This window comes from Amycolatopsis azurea DSM 43854, assembly GCF_001995215.1.
GTDB classification, from domain to species: Bacteria; Actinomycetota; Actinomycetes; order Mycobacteriales; family Pseudonocardiaceae; genus Amycolatopsis; species Amycolatopsis azurea.
This window is the reverse complement of the sequence record NZ_MUXN01000017.1, coordinates 1-19,475: the sequence shown is the minus strand read 5'-3', so window position 1 is coordinate 19,475 and position 19,475 is coordinate 1. Positions and strand designations below refer to the sequence as shown.

Genomic DNA, 19,475 nt, shown 5'->3' with positions numbered 1-19,475 from the left:
TGGGCGCCTCGGGGCGCGCCGTGAGGCGCGGCGGGCGGCTGCTCACCGGCGGAGCCGGCGGGACCATGAACGCGGAGGATCGATTTCTGGCCGGTGCTCCTGTCTCCGGTCGAGCCTCGCGACCGGACGGAACCGGGGGAAGTTTCCCTCGATGACCTCGACTGTACGCCAGATCGTGCTGCTTCGGTGAATTGCTTTCCGCACCGCCGGCGTGGGACGCTGGAAGAAGACCACGGAGCGTCCGTGGCGTGTTGTGGTACCAGTGCCTTTCTCGGCCGGACCGGACCCTTTCGGTGTTCTGAAAACCGTTGCTGGATTGCCCACTTTCACGAACCAGAACGGTGTGATCTCCCATGACCTCCACACAGACGAGGCAGGGCAGCGACTTCGCCGCACTGTCCCATTTGGTCAAAGAGGCCGGCCTGCTCGAACGGCGGCGCGTGTACTACGCGACGAAGATCTTCTTGAACCTGCTCGCTTTCGCGGGCGGCTGGGTCGCCTTCGCCCACCTCGGCGACTCTTGGTGGCAGCTGTTCCTCGCCGCGTTCTTCGCGATGATGTTCACCCAGCTCTCCTTCATCGGCCACGACGCGGGACACAAGCAGATCTTCCGTGGCCGCAAGGCGAACGACATCACCGGTTTCGTCCACGGTGGACTGACCGGCCTCAGCTACGGCTGGTGGCTCGGAACGCACAACCGGCACCACGCGAATCCCAACCACGAGGACGAGGACCCGGACGTCAACCTCGCGGCGCTGATCTTCACCAAGGCCCAGGGCGCCGAACGCCGCGGTTTCCTGCGCTGGATGGCCAAGTACCAGGCGTTCCTGTTCTTCCCGTTGCTGTTGCTGGAAGGCCTGAACCTGCACGTGTCCAGCGTGACGGCGATCTTCCAGCGCGGATTCAAGCGCCGGAAGCTCGAATCGACGCTGATGCTCGCTCACCTCGCCGCGTACCTGACGGCGGTGTTCGTGGTCCTCTCGCCCGGGGTCGGCTTCGTCTTCATCGCCGTGCACCAATGCCTTTGGGGCGTGTACATGGGCTGCTCGTTCGCCCCGAACCACAAGGGCATGCCGACGCTGTCGGCCGGGCACAAGCTCGACTTCCTGCGCAAGCAGGTGCTCACCTCGCGCAACGTGCGCGGCGGTCCGGTCGTGGACTTCGCCCTCGGCGGCCTCAACTACCAGATCGAGCACCACCTGTTCCCGAACATGGCCCGGCCGAACCTCAAGCACGCGCAGGTGATCGTCCGGGAGTTCTGCGCGAAGCACGGCATCGACTACGCGCAGTGCGGCTGGGCGGCGTCCTACGGGTACGTCCTCCGGCATCTGCACGAAGTCGGGGCGCCGTTGCGCGCTCAACCGCTGGCGGCGCGATGACCTCCGTCCGGTCCCTCGGCGACGTGGCCGAGCCTGCGGCCGACGACCGGTGCCCGTGCTGCCCGCATCCGCTGTCCCTGCACGACGTGATCGCGAGGCGGTTCTGCCTCGCCACCGCGGCGGGCGGCTTCAGCCGCGGCTGTACCTGCGCCACGAAACCCGAAACAACCGAATAGAGGATCACCATGAACGCCGACACCGTCCCCGTCTCCCGCTACGAGATCCGGGTCGACACCGTGAAGAAGATCGTCACCGAGCACACCGACCTCGGCAACGAGGCGGCGTTCGCCTTGGCCGTGCACATGGTGCGGGCGCTCGACACCGTCCCGGAGCACGTCCGCTGACGGTGTGGCCGGGGTTACTCGCGCGTTAACAAGGCGTCAGCGAGCCCGCGCGACGCGTCAGGGAGACGTTGGCGGAGCGGCCGGGCCGGGTCGATCGGAGTTGTGCTGGCGGAGCACTGACCGATCGACGCGGAGGTAACCGTGACGCTCAGCGAGCTCCTGCCCAGCCTCGGTTGCGAGGCCGCCGACCACCTCGAACCCGGGGTCTGGCCGCGGAGCACCCGGCTCGGGCCCGGCGGGGAACTGCTGTTCGCCGGCGCGCCGGTGTCCCACCTCGCCGCGAGGTTCGGGACTCCGGCGTACCTGCTCGACGAGGACGAGGTCCGGCAGAACGCCCGCGCGTACCGCCGGGCGCTGCCGGACGCCGAAGTGGCGTACGCGAGCAAGGCGCTGTGCACCCGCGCGGTGCTGCGCTGGGTCGCGGAGGAAGGGCTTTCCCTCGACACCTGTTCGGCGGGCGAGATCGCGGTGGCGCGGTCGGTCGGCTTCCCCGCCGAGCGGATCCTGCTGCACGGCAACGCGAAGACCCCCGAAGACCTCAAGGCCGCGCTGTCCTACGGCGTCCGCCGGATCGTGGTGGACTCGCTCGACGAGATCGAGCAGCTCGGCGCGCTGGCGACCGGCGCGCAGCAGGTGCTGATCCGCGTGACGCCCGACGTCTCGGCAGGCACGCACGCGGCGATCACCACCGGCACCGAAGGACAGAAATTCGGCTTCTCACTCCGTGAGGAGGTCCGCGACAACCTCGGCCGGGCCGTCTCGGCCGTACTCGCGCAACCGGGGCTGCGCCTGGCCGGGCTGCACTGCCACATCGGTTCGCAGGTGTCCCGGGTGGACTTCTACGAACTGGCCGCCCGCAAGATGATCGGGGTGCTCGCCGGACTTCGCGAGACCCACGGGATCACCTTGCGAGAACTGGATCTCGGCGGCGGGCACGCGGTCCGCTATCTGCCCGGCGACACGGGTTTCGACATCGACGGCTATGTGCGCCGGCTGCGCGTCGCGCTCGCGTACGAATGCACGTCGCGCGGCTTCCCACTGCCGAAACTGACGATCGAACCGGGCCGCGCGATCGTCGGACCGGCGGGGATCACCGTGTACCGGGTCTGCGCGGTGAAACGCGGTTCGCGCACGTTCGTCGCCGTCGACGGCGGGATGAGCGACAACGCGCGGCCCGCGCTCTACGGGGCGGCGTACACCGCGCGCCTGATCGGCAGGCGCAGCCGCGCGGCCCGGCGGCCGATGACGGTGGTCGGACGGCACTGCGAATCGGGCGACGTCCTCGCCGACGGGCTCGCGCTCCCCGACGACGTCCACCCCGGGGATCTGCTCGCCGTCCCGTGCACCGGGGCATACCACCACTCGCTCGCGTCGAATTACAACCTCGTCGGCAGGCCGCCGGTCGTCGGTGTCTCCCGCGGCACCGCGACCCTGCTCGTCCGCCGCGAAACCGAGGAGGACCTGCTGAAACGCGATCTGGGCTGAGTCACCTTCCGAAAAGCTCGGCACCCTCCCTGTCGGACGACCGATTCCTTCGCGCGACGGCGCCGGGAAAGAGAATCGCGACAAACAACTTAACGGCGGTAGCATTCTGGACATTGATCGATACGCTGCGCGACAAGAATCGCATGCCGAAACAAAGGGAGGGACGGCATGGGTGACGAACCACGCGCGCAGATGGAGCAGCGCACACCTAGAGGGTTGGACAATACCGATCGCACTCTGATCGCTCTACTGCAAGTCGACGGGCGGGCCTCGTTCACGGCACTGGCCAAGGCCGTCGGATTGTCGGAGGGCGCCGTGCGGCAGCGCGTCCAGCGGCTGCTGCGGGACGAGACCATGCAGATAGTCGCGGTCACGGATCCGGCCAACGTCGGGCTAGGCCGTCAGGCGATGGTCGGAATCAGAGTCCAAGGCGATCCGAGAGCTGTCTCCGACCAGCTCTCCGGATTGCCGGACGTCCATTACGTCGTGCTCACCGCGGGAGGCTACGACCTGCTCGCCGAGGTGGCCTGCCGGGACGACGAACACCTCTTGAGTGTGCTCAACGACGACATCCGGCCCATTCCGGGAGTCGTCAGCACCGAAACGCTCGTCTACTTGAAACTCGCAAAACAGACATATGCCTGGGGTAATCTGACCCGATGACCCCGGCGGGGGAGTCGTGAGTGTTCTGGATCGCCAGAACCCTCACGACACCTTGGCTCCCCCTAGACACAGCGCCTAGACACAGCGCAAGAACGCGTCGGGAGTCCGCCGCCCGGAATCAAGACCGCGGAGGACTTTCGACAGCCGCCCGCTGTAGAGGACCCCGAGCCGCTGCGTCGCCCGCGTCAGCGCGACGTACAGTTCCGCCTCACCGCTCGGGCCTTCGGCGAGGATCCGCCCCGGTTCCACCACCAGGACGGCGTCGTACTCCAGCCCTTTGGCCGCGGACGGCGCGATCGCGCCCGGCACTCCCGGCGGCCCGATGACCACCGCCGTCCCCTCGCGCCCCGATTCCTCGCGGACGAACTCCGCGACGGCGTCCTCGATGCCCGCGGAGTCCATTTCGGACAGTCGGCGGGCCCACGGCCGAACCCCGCAGGAACGCACCGATTCCGGCGGTACGACGTCCGGGGCGAAACTCGCCAGCACCGAAGCCGCCACGGCCATGATCTCCGACGGCGTCCGGTAGTTGACGGTCAGCTTCCGGTACAGCCAGCGATCGGCGACGTACCGGGAGAGCATCGCGTCCCACGACCGCGCGCCGGACGGCGAACGACGCTGCGCTAGATCCCCGACCACGGTGAAGGACCGGCTGGGGCAGCGCCGCATCAGCACCCGCCAGTCCATTTCGGACAGTTCCTGCGCCTCGTCGACCACGACGTGGCCGTAGGTCCATTCCCGGTCGGCGGCGGCGCGTTCGGCCAGATCCCGTTCGTCGCGTTCGGCGAACCGCTCCGCCAGCTCCTCCGCCTTCAAGACGTCCACCGGGCGAAGCGCGAACTCGTAGTCGTCGTGGTCCTCTTCGACCTCGACGATTTCCAGCACCCGCTCCGCGTATTCCCGCTGCGCCAGCTGTCGCCGTTCCTCCGCCCGCCGCTCGGCGGCGCGGTCCCAGCCGAGCAGTTCGACGGCCTCATCCAGCAAGGGCACATCGGAGACCGTCCACGCCGCGGCGTCCGCGCGGAACAGCGCCGGATCGGCCTCTGCCGCCCGCAACCGCTCCGGGGAGGCATAGAGGTCGGCGAGGAGCCGCTGGGGCGTCAGGACCGGCCAGAGGCGATCGAGCACCGCGCCGAGCGCCACGCTGCCCTCCAGGTCGCGCCGGAGGTTCTCGAGCATCTCCGGGCGGGTGCGCTGGTCGTCCTTCGGCAGCCACCCCGCGCCGACCCGGTCGACGGCGCGTCCGGCGAGCGCGGTGATCACCTCGCGTTCGAAGACGGACTTCGCCTCGTTGTGCAGCAGGCCGCTGTCCCTGGCCACCTCGCGCGCGGCCGCCGCGATCTCGGCGTCCAACGGCACGGTGACGTCGTCGAGCTCGATCGGCTCCGGCGCGACAGGCAGTTCCTGCCGGTCCGCCACCGCCGCCGCGAGCACGTCCAGGATCGCCAGGGAGCCCTTGAGCCGCTGCACCCGCGGCGAATCCTCGCGTTCGGTGCGCAGCCCGGCGACGAGGCCGCCAGGCGTCGCGAAGACGGCCGCGGTCTCGCCGAGCGACGGCAGGACGCGGCCGATGTGGTCGAGGAAGCCGCTGCTCGGCCCCACCACGAGCACACCGCGGCGTTCCATCCGCTCCCGTTTGGTGTACAGCAGGTACGCCACCCGGTGCAGCGCCACCGCCGTCTTGCCGGTGCCCGGGCCGCCCTCCACCACGACGACACCCGCGTGGTCCAGGCGGATGATCTCGTCCTGCTCGGCCTGGATCGTCGCGACGATGTCCCGCATCCCCTCGCCGCGCGGCGCGTTGACCGCGGCCAGCAGCGCGACGTCGCCCCGTTCCCCCGGTTCCGGACGGCCGAAGACCTCGTCGGTGAAGTCGAGGACGTCGCGGCCGAGGGTGCGGAATTGGCGACGCCGGGACATTCCTTCCGGTGACGCGCCCGTCGCGCAGTAAAACGCGCGCGACGCCGGCGCCCGCCAATCCAGCACCAAGGGTTCGTAGTCGTTCTCTTCGTCGAAAAGGCCGATCCGGCCGACGTAGGACCGGGCGCCCGAAAGGGCGTCCAATCGGCCGAAACAAAGGCCCTCGTCGGCGATCTTCAGCCTTGTCATCTCGCGTGCTTTCGTACCGACGGAGACTTCACGGTCGGAAAGCGCGAAGCCTTCTCCCCGCAGCGCACCGGCGTACGCTTCGCTCACCCGCAGGCGTTCCGTGTCCAGTCGCCCGTAGAGCGACGCGACGTACTCCCGTTCGGACCGCAATTCCTCGTCGTACCCCTGGTTTGACAAGTTCCCCTCACAGCGGTTAGACTGACAACACATTCGGCGCACTGATCAAGCATTCTTGATCGGGCGCCGATTTTTCATTGTCCACCACTTGTCAAGAGGGACCCCGCATTCCCCGGAAGACGATCGTGCGCGATAATGGGGACGGACATCCGCCATTACCGCGCACGATCCGCGACGCCTTCGCCGCCCTCAGCCGAGCATGAACTCGCGGGGTTCCAGCGCCCGGCCCACCACGCGGACGTCACCGAGCCAGCCGTGGAACGCCTGCTCGACGATCGAGTCGTAGGCGTAGGCACCGATCAGCCACGAGCCGCCGGGATTCGCGATCCCCGCCGCGGCCGTCTTCGGATTCCGCAGCACCGGGCAGCCGTCGACGTACAGCGTCGTCCGCCTGCCGTCGTTGACGGCGGCGACGTGGATCCATTCCTTCAGCGGCAGTTCGTGGCCCCACGCGGTCGAGATCCCGTTCTGGTTCACCGGGAACACCGCCCACTGGAACGCCGCACCGTCCGAAAGGGACAGTGTGGCCGACGGCTCGCCGGGGTCGTCCCCGGTCTTGCCCGCCTTGCCGCCGGAACCCTGCCTGCCGAAGATCGCGGCCCAGGAATGCTTGCCGTCCTTGAAATCCTCGGGCAGCTTCACGAACGCCTCGACGGTGTAGCCGCGCGCGAACGTCTCCGCGTTCATCGGCGCCGTGTCCGCCGTGCGCAGATACGCGCCGCGGGCTGGTTTCTTGCCGCCCTCGAACCGGAGGCTCGACCTCGACGGCTGCCGCCCGGAGAACTCGCCGGAGAAGCGCAGCGTTTCGGGGGCGCTGCCGGGCAGGGTCACCCGGACCAGGTCGTTGCCCCGGCCGGACAGGTCACGGACCCCGTCGACAGCGGCGCCGTCCCGGCCTTCGAACCGCCAATACGCCACGGTCCCGCGGATCAGCTGCCGTTCGGCGGGCCGCGCGGGCGGGACCGGGACCGGTGCGAACCCGGCGAACCGCGTGCCGAAGTCGATCTCCAGACTGAAGTAGTCCGAGGGGCCGGTGCGCTCGATCTCCTGCCGCTGCAACTCGTTGAGCCGCGGCGCCTGCTCCGCCAGCCACGGCGAGAACGTGCGGACGTCGATCACGTTCCGCGCGAGGTCGAACCGGTAGAGCCGGATCATCGCGCTGCCGCCGTAGTAGCGGTCCTGGTAGTTGGTGATGTGCAGGTGGACGTCGTTGCCCGCCTTGTTCCGCTTCACCGCGCGGCCGGGCGGCCAGTAGTGCCCGTTGAGCGTCAGGAAGATCTGGTCGTTCCCGGCGATCAGCTCGTCCCACACCTTCTGCCCGAACTCCGAGAACTGGGCCTGGCCCGCCTCGTCGGCCCATACCAATTCATGGATGGTCAGGATCGCCGGGAGCCGCGGATTCCGCGCGAGGACCGAACGCGCCCACTCCAGGCCGCCTGCCGACGGCCGCCAGTCGAGCGCGAGCAGCAGCCACTCACGCCCGCCCGCACGGAACACGTGGTGGCTGTTGTAGCCGTCCGGGCTCGCGCCGCGGAAGGTCCGCGAACCCCGCTGCCGCTGAGGGCCGAACGCGTCGAGGTACGGCGTGCGGCCGCGCTGGTCGTCGGTCGAGGACTTGATGTCGTGGTTGCCCGCGAGGGTGCTGTACGGGAACCGGCGCCGGTCCAGGTACCCGAACGTCCGGCTGATCTGGTCGAACTCGCCCGGCTGCCCGTTCTCGGTGAGGTCGCCGAGATGTGCCAGGAAGACGATGTTCTCGTCGCCGCCGGTGACGTACCGCAGCGTGGCGTCGAGCGGCGCGGGGTCGCCGCGGTCGGCGTCGAACAGGTACTGGGTGTCGGGCAGGACCGCGAGGGTGAAGCGGCCGTCTTCGGCGTCCGGGCCGTGGTGGCCGAAGGTCGCCGAAGCCGCGGGGGCGCCGAGAGCGGGCAACGCGGACACCGCCGCACCGGCGCCGAGCAGGCCCGCGCCGCGCAGGAAGGTCCGTCTGGAGGAGTCGTTCACGGCCGAAACCTACGGTCGCTCAGGCAACGCGTCCCGAACCGCGGGTGAACACTTGCCCCGCTCGGTAGCTTCGTCCCATGGGGAACGTCAAACGCTGGCCCGTGCTCGCCGGGGTCGGTGTGGTGGTGGCCGCGGCAGGCTGGTGGATCGTGGACGAGATGCCGACGGTGGACGACACCGTCGCGCGCGAGGCGCTGCCGTCGATCGACGAACATCTGCGCACGCACGCGTGGACCGGCGTGCTCGCCGGCTCCGGCCTCGCCGACGTCCGCTGGGTGTGCACCCAGAAGGTGATCGAAACCCGGCCGGACGGCGACCGGGTCAAGGTCGGCCTGGTCGCCGGCTGCGACGAGACCGCACGGGACGGCGCCGGGCTCGTCACGGGCAGCGGCTTCCGGCAACCGATGGTCTACCTCGTCGAGCGCGGGGAGCGGGGTTACCGCGTCCTGGACCGGCAACTCGCGAAGGACGGCGCGGGCTACTCGCCTTCGGTCAAAGCGATGTTCTCGTGGCTCGGCGCCCGTCGCGTACTCGACGGCGCGAGCCCGGACGACCCGCGGAGCGTGACGCCCGCCGCGTTCGGCCTGCCCGAAGGCACCCCGGTCCGGGCCTGGCGCTGATCAGTCGCCGTTCCCGTCGATCAGCCTCGGCACGACGAACCACATGCCGACGAACAGCGCGGCCGACACCACGCCCAGGATCGCCATCGCGACCGGGCCGTAGACGACCTTGGCGATGAGCGCGACGGTCGTGCTGATCGCGGCCGCGAGACAGCCGAGCCCGACCAGGACGGAACGGTTGCCGTAGGTGAGGATCCGCTCCCGGTTGCCGGTGCGGAACAGCAGCCGGTGCCACGCGGCGGGCGCCGTCAGCAGCACCGTCGAGCTGACCGTGAGCAGGACCGCCGTCAGGTGGACGGCCTTCTCGAACCCGCTCGCCTCGTGGAACTCGTCGGTGAACACCACCGTGAGCAGGAAACCGAAGAGGATCTGGACGCCGGCCTGCGCGACCCGGAGCTCTTGCAGGAGTTCACTGACGTTGCGGGTCAGGCGTTCGTTCTTCGTCTCGCCGGTGTGCTCGACCATGCGGCGGCTCCAGGACCATCGGTTGACGCCTGACCTTCTCGTGCCAGCCGAGCGAGGTCACCGCGGCGACCACGACGGCGAGGCCCAGCCACTGCGTACCGGACAGATGCGCGTTCAGGAACGATACGCCGATGACGGCCGCCGTGACGGGGAACGCGAGCTCCGCCAGCGTCGCCCTGGCGGCCGGTGTCGACCGGAGGCCCAGGTAGTACAGGCTCAGCGCCAGCAGGCCGGGGACCAGCGCGAGCAGGCCGAGGCCGAGCGCGTTGTCCCAGCCGACCGCGAACCGACCGCCCTGGTACGCCACGATGCCCGCCGCGACCGGGAGCCCGACGGTGAAGCGCAGGGTGGTGACCTCCTTCGGCGCCAGCTCGGTGGAGAGCAGACGGCCGAGCACCGTGCCCGCCGCCCACAACGCGGCCGCGCCGATCGCCAGCAGCGCCGCCTTCGCCGCGGCGAGCTGGATGTTCAGCGGATCCTTGAACGCCAGCAGCCAAGCGCCGAGCAGCGCCGGGATCGCGAAGAACGCGTATCCCGGGCGGACTCGCTCACGGAGTACGAAATATGCCGCCAGCACGGCGAAAACCGGCTGGAGCTTTTGCAGCACCAACGGCGTCACGGGGTCGCCCAGTTTGAAGGCGGCGGTGAACATCGCCGTCGCCAGCGCGGAGGAACCACCGCCGATGGCGAGCACGGCCAGCCATTCCCGCGGTCCGCACCGGCGCAGGGCGCGGAAAGCGCCGGGAATCAAAGGACTCAGCACGAGCACCACGAGCAGGTGCTCCCAGAAGACGACCGTGGCCGCCGGGAGCGCCTCGGCGAGCGGGAGCCGCAAAAGCCCGTCTGTGCCCCAAAGAGCGGCGGCGACCGCGACCAGCCAAGTACGATCCGGAGGGTTGCTACTCACTTTTCCTGCCCATAGTTTGAGAATGATCGCCCGACCGAGTGACCTGTCTGGCGTGTCCGATTCGTGCGGACTAGGCAAGGGGCATGCGCCCCGTCCCCGTACTCGTCCTTGCCCTGTCCACCGCCGCACTGGCGCTCAGTTCCGGCGCCGAGGCGGCCACCGCGACCCCCGGGTCCCGGGTCCACGTCATCACCGCCAAGAGCGGCCTCACGATCTACCGGCCGGACCTGGCCCCGCCCGGCTCCCGCGCGCACGTGTTCGGCTTGACCTCCAAGGCTTTCGGCACCTCGACCGCGGTACTCGTGACCGGTCTGCTGCCGAACCGCCAATACGGCGCCCACGCGCACACGAAGCCGTGTGGTGCCACCGGTGATCTCGCCGGACCGCACTACCAGAACGTCGAAGACCCGGTGAAGCCTTCGGTGGATCCGGCCTACGCCAACCCCCAGAACGAGATCTGGCTCGACCTCACCACCGACGCCACCGGCCGCGGCGCCGCTGTGTCCAAAGTGGACTGGACGTTCACCGATCGGCGCGCGGGTTCGATCGTGATCCACGAAACGCATACGCACACCGACCCCGGCCACGCCGGGACGGCGGGCGCCCGGCTGGCCTGTGTGACGGTCGGTTTCTAGAAGCCCCAGGTGCGTTCGGGCCGGATCCTGATCCGGACGCGGTACTCCCGGTCGAATTTCGGGACGTCGTAGTCGATCGCCGGATAGTGCTTCTCGTACTTGTCGAGGAAGCCCGGCTGCTCCGACGCGAGACCGTCCGGCAGGATCTCGGCCTTGCCGCCGATCACCAGGATCGAGCCACCGTGCTCGTCGCTGTTGAAGTGGAGGCTGACCTCGGGGTTGGCTTCGACGTGCCGTGTCTTCGCCGTGTCCGGCTGGCTGAAGACGATGAAATCCTCACCGTCGAGCACGAACCACACCGGGCGGGGCGAAGGACGGCCTTTCGGACTGATCGTGGTCAGCCAGGCGACGTTCTCCTTCGCCCGGTCTGCGAGCCGCGGGTCGGGTTGGTAGGTCATGAACCGACCAACCACGACCCGGCGGCTTTTCTTCCGCGTCCTGCTCAGCGAGACGCGACGAGTTTCGCGTAGCGCGTCCCGGCACCGAGCAGCACCAGACCGGCGAGGAGGAAGGCCGCGACCCTGGCCAGGCCGTCGAGCGCGGAGAGGTCGAACAGGACCAGCTTCAGCACCGCCGCGCCGACCAGCACCAGGCCGATCACCCGCAGGCCGACCACCGAGATGCCGCGGATGAGCAGCACCAGCGCGGCGACCGTCCAGGACACCGTGATCACCACGTGGCCGAGCAGGAAGCCCGAGCGGCCGGGAACGGCCAGCAGCGCGCCGCTCAGCACCATCGCGCCCGCGCCGTAGAGCGCGACGACCCCGGCGAAGAGCCACGGCACCACGTTCTCGGCCGGGGCCTTGAACAGCCCGAGCCGGTGCGCGACCCACGGAAGCGTGATCGCGACGACCAGGATCGCGACGGCCACCAGCAACGTGGCGGCGAGGTCGGCGTCCGGCCGGTTCCGGATCAGGAAGAAGAGCGTCGGCGGGACGTCGAAGGCCAGCGCGATCAGACCGCCGATGACGGCGAAGACCAGCCCGCCGGCGAGCGCCACGTGCTTCTTCGTCCACAGCGCGACCAGGGCCAGCAAGACACCTTCGCTGATCAGGATCGCCGAACGGGCGCTGCCGTCGAAGAGCGTCATCGTCGTCTGCAAGGCCGCGAGGAGACCGGCGGCACCCGCGAGGTCACCCGTCCAGCCGTCGAGCCACTGCCCTGCCGCCCACACCGCGAGCAGCACCAGCGCGACCGACGCGGTGACGAGCACGGCCGGGGTCTTCGGCAGGAACAGCGCGGCGAGCAACGACGGCGCCGGGGCGACGGCGAGCAAGGCGAGCGCGGCGGCGTCACCCGCGCGTTTGAGGGTGACGATCAGGGCGAGCACGAGCCCGACGGCCCCCGCGGCCAGCGCGGCGGCGGTGTTGGCCGTGCTGCCGCCGAAACCGGTGAACGCGGTGCTGAAGACCGACGCGACCAGCGGCGGGATCCCGGCGGCGACCGCGACCGACGGCCACGACTGGCGCAGCTGCACCGGCGTCGAAGCGACCTGGACCACCAGCAGGAACGCGACCAGTTCCGGGGTGAACCCCTGCGTGATGATCGGCGCGCAGACCACGCAGCCGAGCACGACGGCCGCCGCGAGCAGCGAAGACTTCCACCGCACGGCCAGCAGCAGCCCGCCGACCGCGATCAGCAGCCCGAGCGCGAGACCCGCGTAGGCCGGGAGGTACTCGTACATCGTCGTCGCGGCGATGGCGTCGAGGTACAACGCGCCGATCCCGGTCGCGGCGAGCGCGAACGCCCCCGTGCGGCCCGCCGGGTTGCGGTGCAGCCTCAGGCCGATCCCGACCAGCGCCGCGCCGAGGACGGCGCCGCCGATCACCCGGGGCAGCGGGCCGAGCCAGCCACGCTGGATGGCGAGCACGAGGAACAGCACGACGCCGAGCAGCGTGACCGCGCCGCCGACCCAGGCCAGCAGCCTGCTTCCGGCGCCTTCCTTGCTCAGCCTCTCGGCGAGGCTGACCTTCGGGGCGGGCTGGTAGTGGTGGCGGTACGGCTGCTGCGGTTGCGGGTGCTGCCGGCGGTACTGCTGCTGCCACTGCGCGTACTGGGCCTGCTGGTACTGGGTTTGCTGGTACTGGGTTTGCTGGTACTGGGCCTGGTACTGCGGGTGCTGCGGATGCGTGAAGTAGCGCGGCGGCTGCTGCTGGGGCACCTGCTGGTGCTGTTGCGGCTGGGCCTGCTGAGGCTGCGGGATCGGCTGGGCGGCCTGCTGAGGCGGCACCTGCGGCTCGGGCTGTTGCGGCTGCTCGGGCGGCGTCGTGGCCTGCTCCGGCGCCTGCGCTTCAGGAGCCGGTGCGGCCGGCTGCTCCTGCGCGGTCTCCGTCTGGACGGTCCGCAGCTCCGTACCGACCCGCGCGAGGCGGGCCCCAAGGTCGTCGATCTCCCCGGCGAGCCTGAGGAGCACATCCCCATCGGTGGTCATGGCGATCAGCATGCGGCCTGAGGGCCGCCGATGGATCCGTAGCACTACTCAATCGAGGTGACGATGTGGTCGCGACCTGCAAGATCATCGCGAAGGGGCGGCCTTTCGCGCCCAGATCCGGAGCGCCCGCAGCAGGTCGAGATAGCGGAAACCCGGCCAGTTGGCGTCGCAGAAGTACAGCTGGGAATCCTTGGCCTGCCAGAGGAGGAATCCGGACAGCCGGACCTCGCCACTGGTCCGGATGATCAGCTCCGGTTCGGGGCTGCCCGCCGTGTACAGATGCGAGTCAAGGGCGTCGACTGAAACGGTTTCGGCGATCTCCGCGAGGGACTTGCCGTCCGCCGCCCCTTCGAGCACGAGGTCACGGACGGCGTCGACGATCTCCTCGCGGCTCCCGTACCCGATGGTGAGGGTCAGCTCGGGCCCCGTCGCCCCGCGAGTGTCCTCTTCGGCCTGCTTCAACACCCCGGCCGTGGACGACGGCAGCATGTCGAGCCGCCCCACCGGCTCGACGCGCCAGTTCGCGCCCGGCGCCGCGAGCCGGTCTCGGACGACGTCCTCGATCACCCGCATCAAGAAGGCCATCTCCGGCGACGCGCGCTTCGTCAGGTTGTCGACCGAGGCGAGGTACACCGTCACGTGCCCGATGCCGAGGCCTTCGCACCACGTCATCAACCGCGCGATGTGCTGGGCGCCGTGCCGATGCCCCTCACGGACGTCCTCGAAACCCATCCGCCGGGCCCAGCGGCGATTGCCGTCGATGATCACGCCGATGTGGCGGGGCAACGGGCCCTGGCGGAGCTTTGCGCGGAGGCGTCGCGCGTAGAGGTCGTCGAGTCTGTTCCGGACGCTCATGGAAGCGAAGCTACCGAAATCGGGGACTTGCGCGGCGGCGACAAGTGGACGATTTTCACCTCATCTCACGAACTGTCTAGCCCACCCTTGACGGTTGCGTCTAGCCCTGCCTAGACATATGCTGCGAAGAGGCGAGAGGTCATCAAGAAGATCGCGGTCGCCGCCAGGCGGCAACGCGCGGCGTGGATTCTCGAGCGGGAAGGTGCCAACCACACCATCTACACCCTCAACGGTGTCGTGGTGCCCATCCCGCGCCATACCGAACTGGGCGAGGTCTTCGCCGTTGACATCTTCAAAGAATGCGAGGAGGTCCTCGGGAAAGGATGGTGGAGGAAGTGAAGACCTATCACGCCGAAGTCACTCGTGACGGCAGGTTCTGGCTCATCCGCGTCCGCGAGATCGACCGTTCGACCCAAGCTCTCCGCTACAAAGACGTCGTGACGATGGCCAACGAGCTCATCGAAATCATGGACGGCGTCAAGGACGACGAGTACGACCTCCACCTCGAGGTTCACCTTCCAAGTTCGGTGAAGGATCACCAAGCCCGCGCTGAAGTCCTGCGCGAAGAGGCTCAGCGCAAGCAGGCCGAGGCCGCCGCAGAACACCGTGCGGCGGTTCAGGAACTCCTCGCCCTCGGCGTTTCACAGCGCGAAGCGGGCGAGGTGCTCGGCATGTCGTTCCAGCGGGTCAGTCAGTTGGCGCGCTCGTCTTGACATTCCGAATAACCGATGCCGCGGGCGTCACACGAGTCGCAGGGCTGGGTGCCCCGGGGAATACCGAGCCCCTGGCCTTACGCGTGTCCAGGATCAGGCACGCGTATCGACCTCCAGTTCGATCGCGCACTCGGCCATACCGACTTCCGTCGATCTGCCGAACTATCCGTCGCTGATCTGCCGGCAACCTGCCCGTGACTCTGCCAGCGCGTCTTCGGACTGGAAGCCCGGCCCACCTGCGAGTGACAGACACCACAGGCGACAATGGAGGACGTGACAGCCACCCTGAGCAAGCCCAGCCTGAAGATCGGCCCCTACGAGGTCGATCCCCCGGTCGTGCTCGCTCCGATGGCGGGCATCACCAACGTCGCCTTCCGGCAGCTGTGCCAGGAGTACGGCGCGGGCATCTACGTCTGCGAGATGATCACCGCCCGCGCGGTGGTCGAGCGCCACCCCGGCACGATGCACATGATGACCTTCGGCGAGAACGAAAAGCCCAGGTCCATGCAGCTTTACGGGGTCGACCCGAAGACGATGGCCGAGGCCGTCCGCATCATCACCGGCGAGGGGCTCGCCGACCACATCGACAGCAACTTCGGCTGCCCGGTGGCGAAGGTGACGCGCAAGGGTGGCGGCGCGGCGTTGCCGTTCAAGCGCAAGCTGTTCGCCGACATCGTGCGCGAGTCGGCGAAGGCCGCGGCCGAGGCCGGTGTGCCGTTCACGGTCAAGTTCCGTGTGGGCATCGACGACGACCACCTGACCTACCTCGACGCCGGGCGCATCGCCGAGGCCGAGGGCGCCGCCGCCGTCAGCCTGCACGCGCGCACCGCCGCGCAGCGGTATTCCGGCCAGGCCGACTGGACGAAGATCGCGGCCCTCAAGGAAGCCGTCACCAGCATCCCGGTGCTCGGCAACGGCGACATCTTCTCCGCCGGGGACGCGCTGCGCATGGTCGACGAGACCGGCTGCGACGGCGTCGTGGTCGGACGCGGCTGCCTGGGCAGGCCGTGGCTGTTCGGCGAGCTGGAAGCCGCCTTCGCCGGGCGCCCGCTGCCCACCCCGCCGAACCTCGGCGAGGTCGCGAAGGTGCTGCGCAGGCACGCCGAGCTGCTCATCCAGCACGACGGCGAGACCAAGGCCCTGCGCGACCTCCGCAAGCACATGGCCTGGTACTTCATGAACTTCCCCGTCGGCTCCGAACTGCGCCGCGGCTTCGCGATGGTGTCCGGCCTGGCCGAACTCGACGATCTCATCGCCCGTCTCGACCACGACGCGCCGTTCCCCGACAACGCCGACGGGCCGCGCGGGCGGCAGGGGTCGCCGGGCAAGGTCACGCTGCCGCACGGCTGGCTCGACGACCCGGACGACGACTGCGTCCCCGAGACCGAGGACATGCACTCGGGCGGCTGAAACGAAAAACGCTCCCGCCGGAGGAACCGGCGGGAGCGTTTTCGTTCACGACTCAGGTGCCCCTGGTCTTGTAGGCGAACTTCCACTGGTCGTGGTCGACCTCGAAGCAGCGCATGGTGATCGTGTAGTACCGGGCCATGTTGCTCTGTTCGATCTGGCAACTGGCCAAGGTCGGGTACGGCCCGAGATGGCAACCCGGATTCCCGTCACAGACCCCGGCGACCGAAACCGGCGACCCTTCGGCCACCGCGACATTCGCCGCCGTGACGGCGATCCCGCCCGCGAGCGCGACGGAAGCGGCACCGGCGGCGAGCCGGCGCCTCCAACTGTTCGACATGTATTACCCCAGTTTCCCCAGTGCGACCGAAGATCGACCGCGGTGAGCATTAGATGCGAATCGGACACTCCACGTCAATCCCTTGCCGTCCGCCCGAAACCGGCGGCCCGTAGAGTCGGCGTCGTGATCGAGCAGCTGAGCATCCCCACCGCGGCCGGTTCCTTCGACGCCATCGCGGCGGGTCCCGAAGACGGCCGTCCTGTCCTGCTGCTGCACGGGTTTCCCGAGGCCGCGGTGGAATGGGAGCACCAGGTCGCGACGCTCGGCGTGCTCGGATATCGCGCGGTGGCACCGGATCAGCGCGGCTACTCGCCGGGCGTCCGGCCGGAACAGGCGTCCGAATACGGGATCGACGATCTCGTCGGCGACGTCCTCGCGATCGCGGATCGTTTGGGATGGAACGACTTCGATCTCGTCGGACACGATTGGGGCGGCGCCGTCGCGTGGTGGACGGCCGACGCGCATCCCGGCAGGCTTCGCAGCCTCGCCGTCGTTTCGACGCCGCATCCGGCGGCGCTGGCCGAGGCCATGAAGACCGACGAGGACCAGCACCTCCGTTCGGCGTACATGACCGAGTGGCGCCAGACCCGCGTCACCGAACGGCGGATGCTCGACGACAACGCCGAGGCGCTCCGCCGCATCTTCGACTGGAAGGTGCCGCCGAGCAAGGTCGAGGAGTACGTCCAGCGCCTGTCCGAACCGGGCGCGCTGACCGCCGCGCTCAACTGGTACCGCGCCGGCCGTCCCGGCGGGAAGATCGGGCCGATCGAGGTGCCGACGCTCTACATCTGGAGCACCGAGGACGCCGCGTTCGGGTCGACGGCCGCGCTCGACACGGCGAACCGCGTCACCGGCCCGTACCGCTTCGAGATGATCGAGGACGTCTCCCACTGGGTGGTGGAGGAGGCTCCCGAGGCCGTCACTTCTTTGCTAGTAGAGCACCTTTCGTCCCACTAACAGGGGTAACTCTGGTCGCGGTACCGGTTACGGACAGCCTGCTGGTTCAGTGGGTCCGGTGAACGACACGACCGCACTCGAGACCGAACGCATCGTCTACGTGACCGAAGACGGCGAGCCGACCGGCGAAACCGCGCCCAAACTGGCCGCGCACCACGAGAACACCCGGCTGCACCTGGCTTTCTCCTGTTACCTGTTGCGCAGCAGCGATCAGGCCCTGCTGATCACCAGCCGCGCCGCGTCGAAGAAGGTGTGGCCCCGCGTCTGGACCAACAGTGTCTGCGGGCACCCCGCACCGGGTGAACCGATCGAGGAGGCCGTCCGGCGCAGGGCCGCCTTCGAACTCGGACTGCCCCGGCTGGACGGGCTCCGCTGCGTCCTTCCGGCGTACCGGTACCGCACGCCACCGTTCGACGGTGTGGTCGAGAACGAATTCTGCCCGGTCTTCGTCGCCTGGATCGACGACGATCCGGCCCCGCATCCGGACGAGGTCGGCGACTGGCGGTGGGTGAGCTGGAATGATTACGCACTGTTGCTGAATGACGATGTGACTGACGTGAGTTACTGGGCGAAAGATCAGTTTTCGCAGCTCAAAGAGTTCGAGCCGTTTTCGTCCTTACAGAACGGCACTTCGGTGCGTGACAATGGCGCGGATCCGTCGTCCACTTGAGCGATATTCACTTTGGCCCGTACCGATACCTCAAGACGCGCCTCCTATACGACGAAAACCAATTCGTGGCGGAGGTGAGCGTGGTAGCCGACGACGAGGCCGCGCTCCCCCCGAGCGCGCCGGCCACCGATCTGCTCAGCCTGCACGAATCGATCGCCGGAGTGCTCGCCACCCAGGGTGATTGGCGGCGCGCCTACCACCATCTGAAATCCGCCTTCGACCTCGCCCGCGCCGGCTGCCTGCGGGACACCCTGACGTCCAGCTACAACCGCCGCTACCTCGACCAGTGGCTGCACGGCCCGGCCGCCGGCCACCGCGGCCCGCCCGGGATCGCGATCGCGCTGGTCGACCTCGACCTGTTCAAGGACGTCAACGACACTTTCGGGCATCTGGTCGGCGACCGCGTGCTGCGCGAGGTGGCCGACCTGCTGCAACAGGGACTTCCCCCGGAAGCGTTCTGCGCCCGCTACGGCGGCGAGGAGTTCGCACTGGTCATCCCGGACGTCGACGCCGCCCGCGCGGTGCGGATCGCCGACACCGCCCGCATCCGGGTCGCCCGCCATCCGTGGCGCCGGATCCGGCCCGGCCTCTCGGTGACGATCAGCGTCGGACTCGCGCACGAGGGCCGGACGGAACCAGGTCGCGAAGGCGAACCGGAACGACAGTTGCGCCACGCCGACGCTTTGTTGTATATGGCGAAACGGGCGGGTCGCAACAAAGTGGCGTATCAGGATAAAGAATCATCACGGATGATTCCTCAGCCGATGAACACCGCCGAGTCCACGGGCACATAGCCACTCACTGGGGCAACACGGACATCGGTCACACTCTGCGTGACGGTTTCTCACCTTTTAACGCAGCTTTAACCAGGACCGCTCACCCGATCGCATGGACCGTTCGGCGCTTGTCGGTACCTTGGGTGAAGAAAATTCCGGGATGGTTGTCGTCACGAACCTGAGGTGTCCGTACGATAACGAAAGAGCTTCGACGCCCGTTGTGAAAGGAGACCGAGTGCCCGACGAGCACCACACCCCGGGGACCGGTCGCCACACCCACCTGGACAGAAGTGCCGGTGAGCGCGGCCGTTCGGGTCGTCAAAAGAGTGGCAGGCGCCGCTCGATGGAGACCCACGGCGGTATCAGCGTTTCCGACGTCGTCGCACGTCATACGGGTGAACGCCCGGTCTTCGACCCCGCCGCCGAGGCGCCCGCTCCCCGCCGCCTCCGGCAGAGCGAGCCCGCGCCCGAGCCTCCGAGACCCGGTCCGCGCACGAACCGGGCGGAGCCGCCGGCACCCCGCCGTCCCCGCCCGGCC

20 protein-coding genes and 1 pseudogene are annotated in these 19,475 nt (G+C 68.8%); 13 read left to right on the top strand and 8 right to left on the bottom strand.

Annotation, left to right across the window (positions count from 1 at the left end):
• Nucleotides 1-353: 353 nt before the first annotated feature.
• The 5 genes from B0293_RS23245 to B0293_RS23230 all read left to right on the top strand — a co-directional run bounded on the left by B0293_RS23245 (nt 354) and on the right by B0293_RS23230 (nt 3,871).
• A complete protein-coding gene (locus tag B0293_RS23245; protein ID WP_005167150.1) occupies nt 354-1,379 on the top strand; it encodes a fatty acid desaturase family protein in 1,026 nt (341 codons plus the stop codon).
• Nucleotides 1,376-1,555 carry an RGCVC family protein gene (locus B0293_RS23240; protein ID WP_005167151.1) on the top strand — a complete coding sequence of 60 codons (180 nt, stop codon included), beginning with the start codon at nt 1,376-1,378 and terminating at the stop codon, nt 1,553-1,555. The genes B0293_RS23245 and B0293_RS23240 overlap by 4 nt, the downstream gene beginning before the upstream one ends.
• A gap of 9 nt (nt 1,556-1,564) precedes the next feature.
• The gene (locus B0293_RS43750) at nt 1,565-1,723 is read left to right on the top strand and encodes a DUF6307 family protein (protein WP_005167153.1); all 159 of its coding nucleotides are present in this window, start codon (nt 1,565-1,567) and stop codon (nt 1,721-1,723) included.
• Between the two features lie 141 nt (nt 1,724-1,864).
• On the top strand, nt 1,865-3,208 hold the full coding sequence (lysA, locus tag B0293_RS23235) for a diaminopimelate decarboxylase (RefSeq protein WP_005167155.1): 1,344 nt from the start codon (nt 1,865-1,867) through the stop codon (nt 3,206-3,208).
• Nucleotides 3,209-3,376: 168 nt separating this feature from the next.
• A complete protein-coding gene (locus B0293_RS23230) occupies nt 3,377-3,871 on the top strand; it encodes an Lrp/AsnC family transcriptional regulator (protein ID WP_005167158.1) in 495 nt (164 codons plus the stop codon).
• A gap of 75 nt (nt 3,872-3,946) precedes the next feature.
• Here B0293_RS23230 and helR read toward each other — a convergent pair whose 3' ends face one another.
• Together helR and B0293_RS23220 are read right to left on the bottom strand one after the other, a co-directional pair.
• Entirely contained in the window at nt 3,947-6,157 is a 2,211-nt protein-coding gene (gene helR / locus B0293_RS23225) for an RNA polymerase recycling motor ATPase HelR (RefSeq protein ID WP_005167160.1), read from the bottom strand.
• Nucleotides 6,158-6,346: 189 nt separating this feature from the next.
• Nucleotides 6,347-8,161, bottom strand: a complete 1,815-nt coding sequence (locus B0293_RS23220; RefSeq protein WP_005167164.1) for a LamG-like jellyroll fold domain-containing protein — start codon at nt 8,159-8,161, stop codon at nt 6,347-6,349.
• Between the two features lie 77 nt (nt 8,162-8,238).
• Between B0293_RS23220 and B0293_RS23215 the strand changes: the two genes are divergently transcribed.
• Nucleotides 8,239-8,781, top strand: a complete 543-nt coding sequence (locus B0293_RS23215) for a hypothetical protein (protein ID WP_005167166.1) — start codon at nt 8,239-8,241, stop codon at nt 8,779-8,781.
• Here B0293_RS23215 and B0293_RS23210 read toward each other — a convergent pair whose 3' ends face one another.
• Both B0293_RS23210 and B0293_RS23205 read right to left on the bottom strand, forming a co-directional pair.
• Nucleotides 8,782-9,246 carry a DUF6328 family protein gene (locus B0293_RS23210; protein WP_039919772.1) on the bottom strand — a complete coding sequence of 155 codons (465 nt, stop codon included), beginning with the start codon at nt 9,244-9,246 and terminating at the stop codon, nt 8,782-8,784.
• On the bottom strand, nt 9,191-10,153 hold the full coding sequence (locus B0293_RS23205) for a DMT family transporter (protein ID WP_039919773.1): 963 nt from the start codon (nt 10,151-10,153) through the stop codon (nt 9,191-9,193). Before B0293_RS23205 ends, B0293_RS23210 begins: the two co-directional genes overlap by 56 nt.
• 83 nt (nt 10,154-10,236) lie before the next feature.
• On the opposite strand from B0293_RS23205, the gene B0293_RS23200 reads away from it, so the two are divergent.
• Nucleotides 10,237-10,788, top strand: a complete 552-nt coding sequence (locus B0293_RS23200; RefSeq protein ID WP_005167174.1) for a superoxide dismutase family protein — start codon at nt 10,237-10,239, stop codon at nt 10,786-10,788.
• Here the strand turns inward: B0293_RS23200 and B0293_RS23195 are convergent.
• The 3 genes from B0293_RS23195 to uppS all read right to left on the bottom strand — a co-directional run bounded on the left by B0293_RS23195 (nt 10,785) and on the right by uppS (nt 14,074).
• The gene (locus B0293_RS23195) at nt 10,785-11,186 is read right to left on the bottom strand and encodes a TIGR03667 family PPOX class F420-dependent oxidoreductase (protein WP_005167177.1); all 402 of its coding nucleotides are present in this window, start codon (nt 11,184-11,186) and stop codon (nt 10,785-10,787) included. The genes B0293_RS23200 and B0293_RS23195 overlap by 4 nt on opposite strands.
• Before the next feature lie 44 nt (nt 11,187-11,230).
• Complete coding sequence (locus tag B0293_RS23190) at nt 11,231-13,231, bottom strand: DUF2339 domain-containing protein (RefSeq protein WP_005168203.1); 2,001 nt, start codon at nt 13,229-13,231, stop codon at nt 11,231-11,233.
• A gap of 72 nt (nt 13,232-13,303) precedes the next feature.
• Nucleotides 13,304-14,074: a polyprenyl diphosphate synthase gene (gene uppS, locus B0293_RS23185; RefSeq protein WP_005168201.1), complete on the bottom strand. Its 771-nt coding sequence runs from the start codon at nt 14,072-14,074 to the stop codon at nt 13,304-13,306.
• A 323-nt stretch (nt 14,075-14,397) separates the two neighbouring features.
• Here uppS and B0293_RS23175 point away from each other — a divergent pair, with 323 nt between their 5' ends.
• Complete coding sequence (locus B0293_RS23175) at nt 14,398-14,787, top strand: hypothetical protein (RefSeq protein WP_005168200.1); 390 nt, start codon at nt 14,398-14,400, stop codon at nt 14,785-14,787.
• A gap of 264 nt (nt 14,788-15,051) precedes the next feature.
• Nucleotides 15,052-16,197 (top strand): tRNA dihydrouridine synthase DusB, encoded by a 1,146-nt coding sequence (gene dusB / locus B0293_RS23170; protein ID WP_039920029.1) that lies wholly within the window; start codon nt 15,052-15,054, stop codon nt 16,195-16,197.
• Between the two features lie 52 nt (nt 16,198-16,249).
• Here the strand turns inward: dusB and B0293_RS23165 are convergent, their stop codons facing one another.
• The gene (locus B0293_RS23165) at nt 16,250-16,534 is read right to left on the bottom strand and encodes a hypothetical protein (protein ID WP_005168197.1); all 285 of its coding nucleotides are present in this window, start codon (nt 16,532-16,534) and stop codon (nt 16,250-16,252) included.
• Between the two features lie 123 nt (nt 16,535-16,657).
• Between B0293_RS23165 and B0293_RS23160 the strand changes: the two genes are divergently transcribed.
• The 4 genes and pseudogenes from B0293_RS23160 to B0293_RS43965 form a co-directional block, all read left to right on the top strand.
• Nucleotides 16,658-17,491 carry an alpha/beta fold hydrolase gene (locus B0293_RS23160; protein ID WP_005168195.1) on the top strand — a complete coding sequence of 278 codons (834 nt, stop codon included), beginning with the start codon at nt 16,658-16,660 and terminating at the stop codon, nt 17,489-17,491.
• 58 nt (nt 17,492-17,549) lie between these two features.
• Nucleotides 17,550-18,161, top strand: coding sequence for an isopentenyl-diphosphate Delta-isomerase (gene idi / locus B0293_RS23155; RefSeq protein ID WP_039920036.1), 612 nt, complete (start codon nt 17,550-17,552; stop codon nt 18,159-18,161).
• Nucleotides 18,162-18,226: 65 nt separating this feature from the next.
• Nucleotides 18,227-18,955 carry a GGDEF domain-containing protein gene (locus tag B0293_RS23150; RefSeq protein WP_005168191.1) on the top strand — a complete coding sequence of 243 codons (729 nt, stop codon included), beginning with the start codon at nt 18,227-18,229 and terminating at the stop codon, nt 18,953-18,955.
• A gap of 217 nt (nt 18,956-19,172) precedes the next feature.
• A pseudogene (locus B0293_RS43965) lies at nt 19,173-19,475 on the top strand (hypothetical protein); the annotation flags it as partial.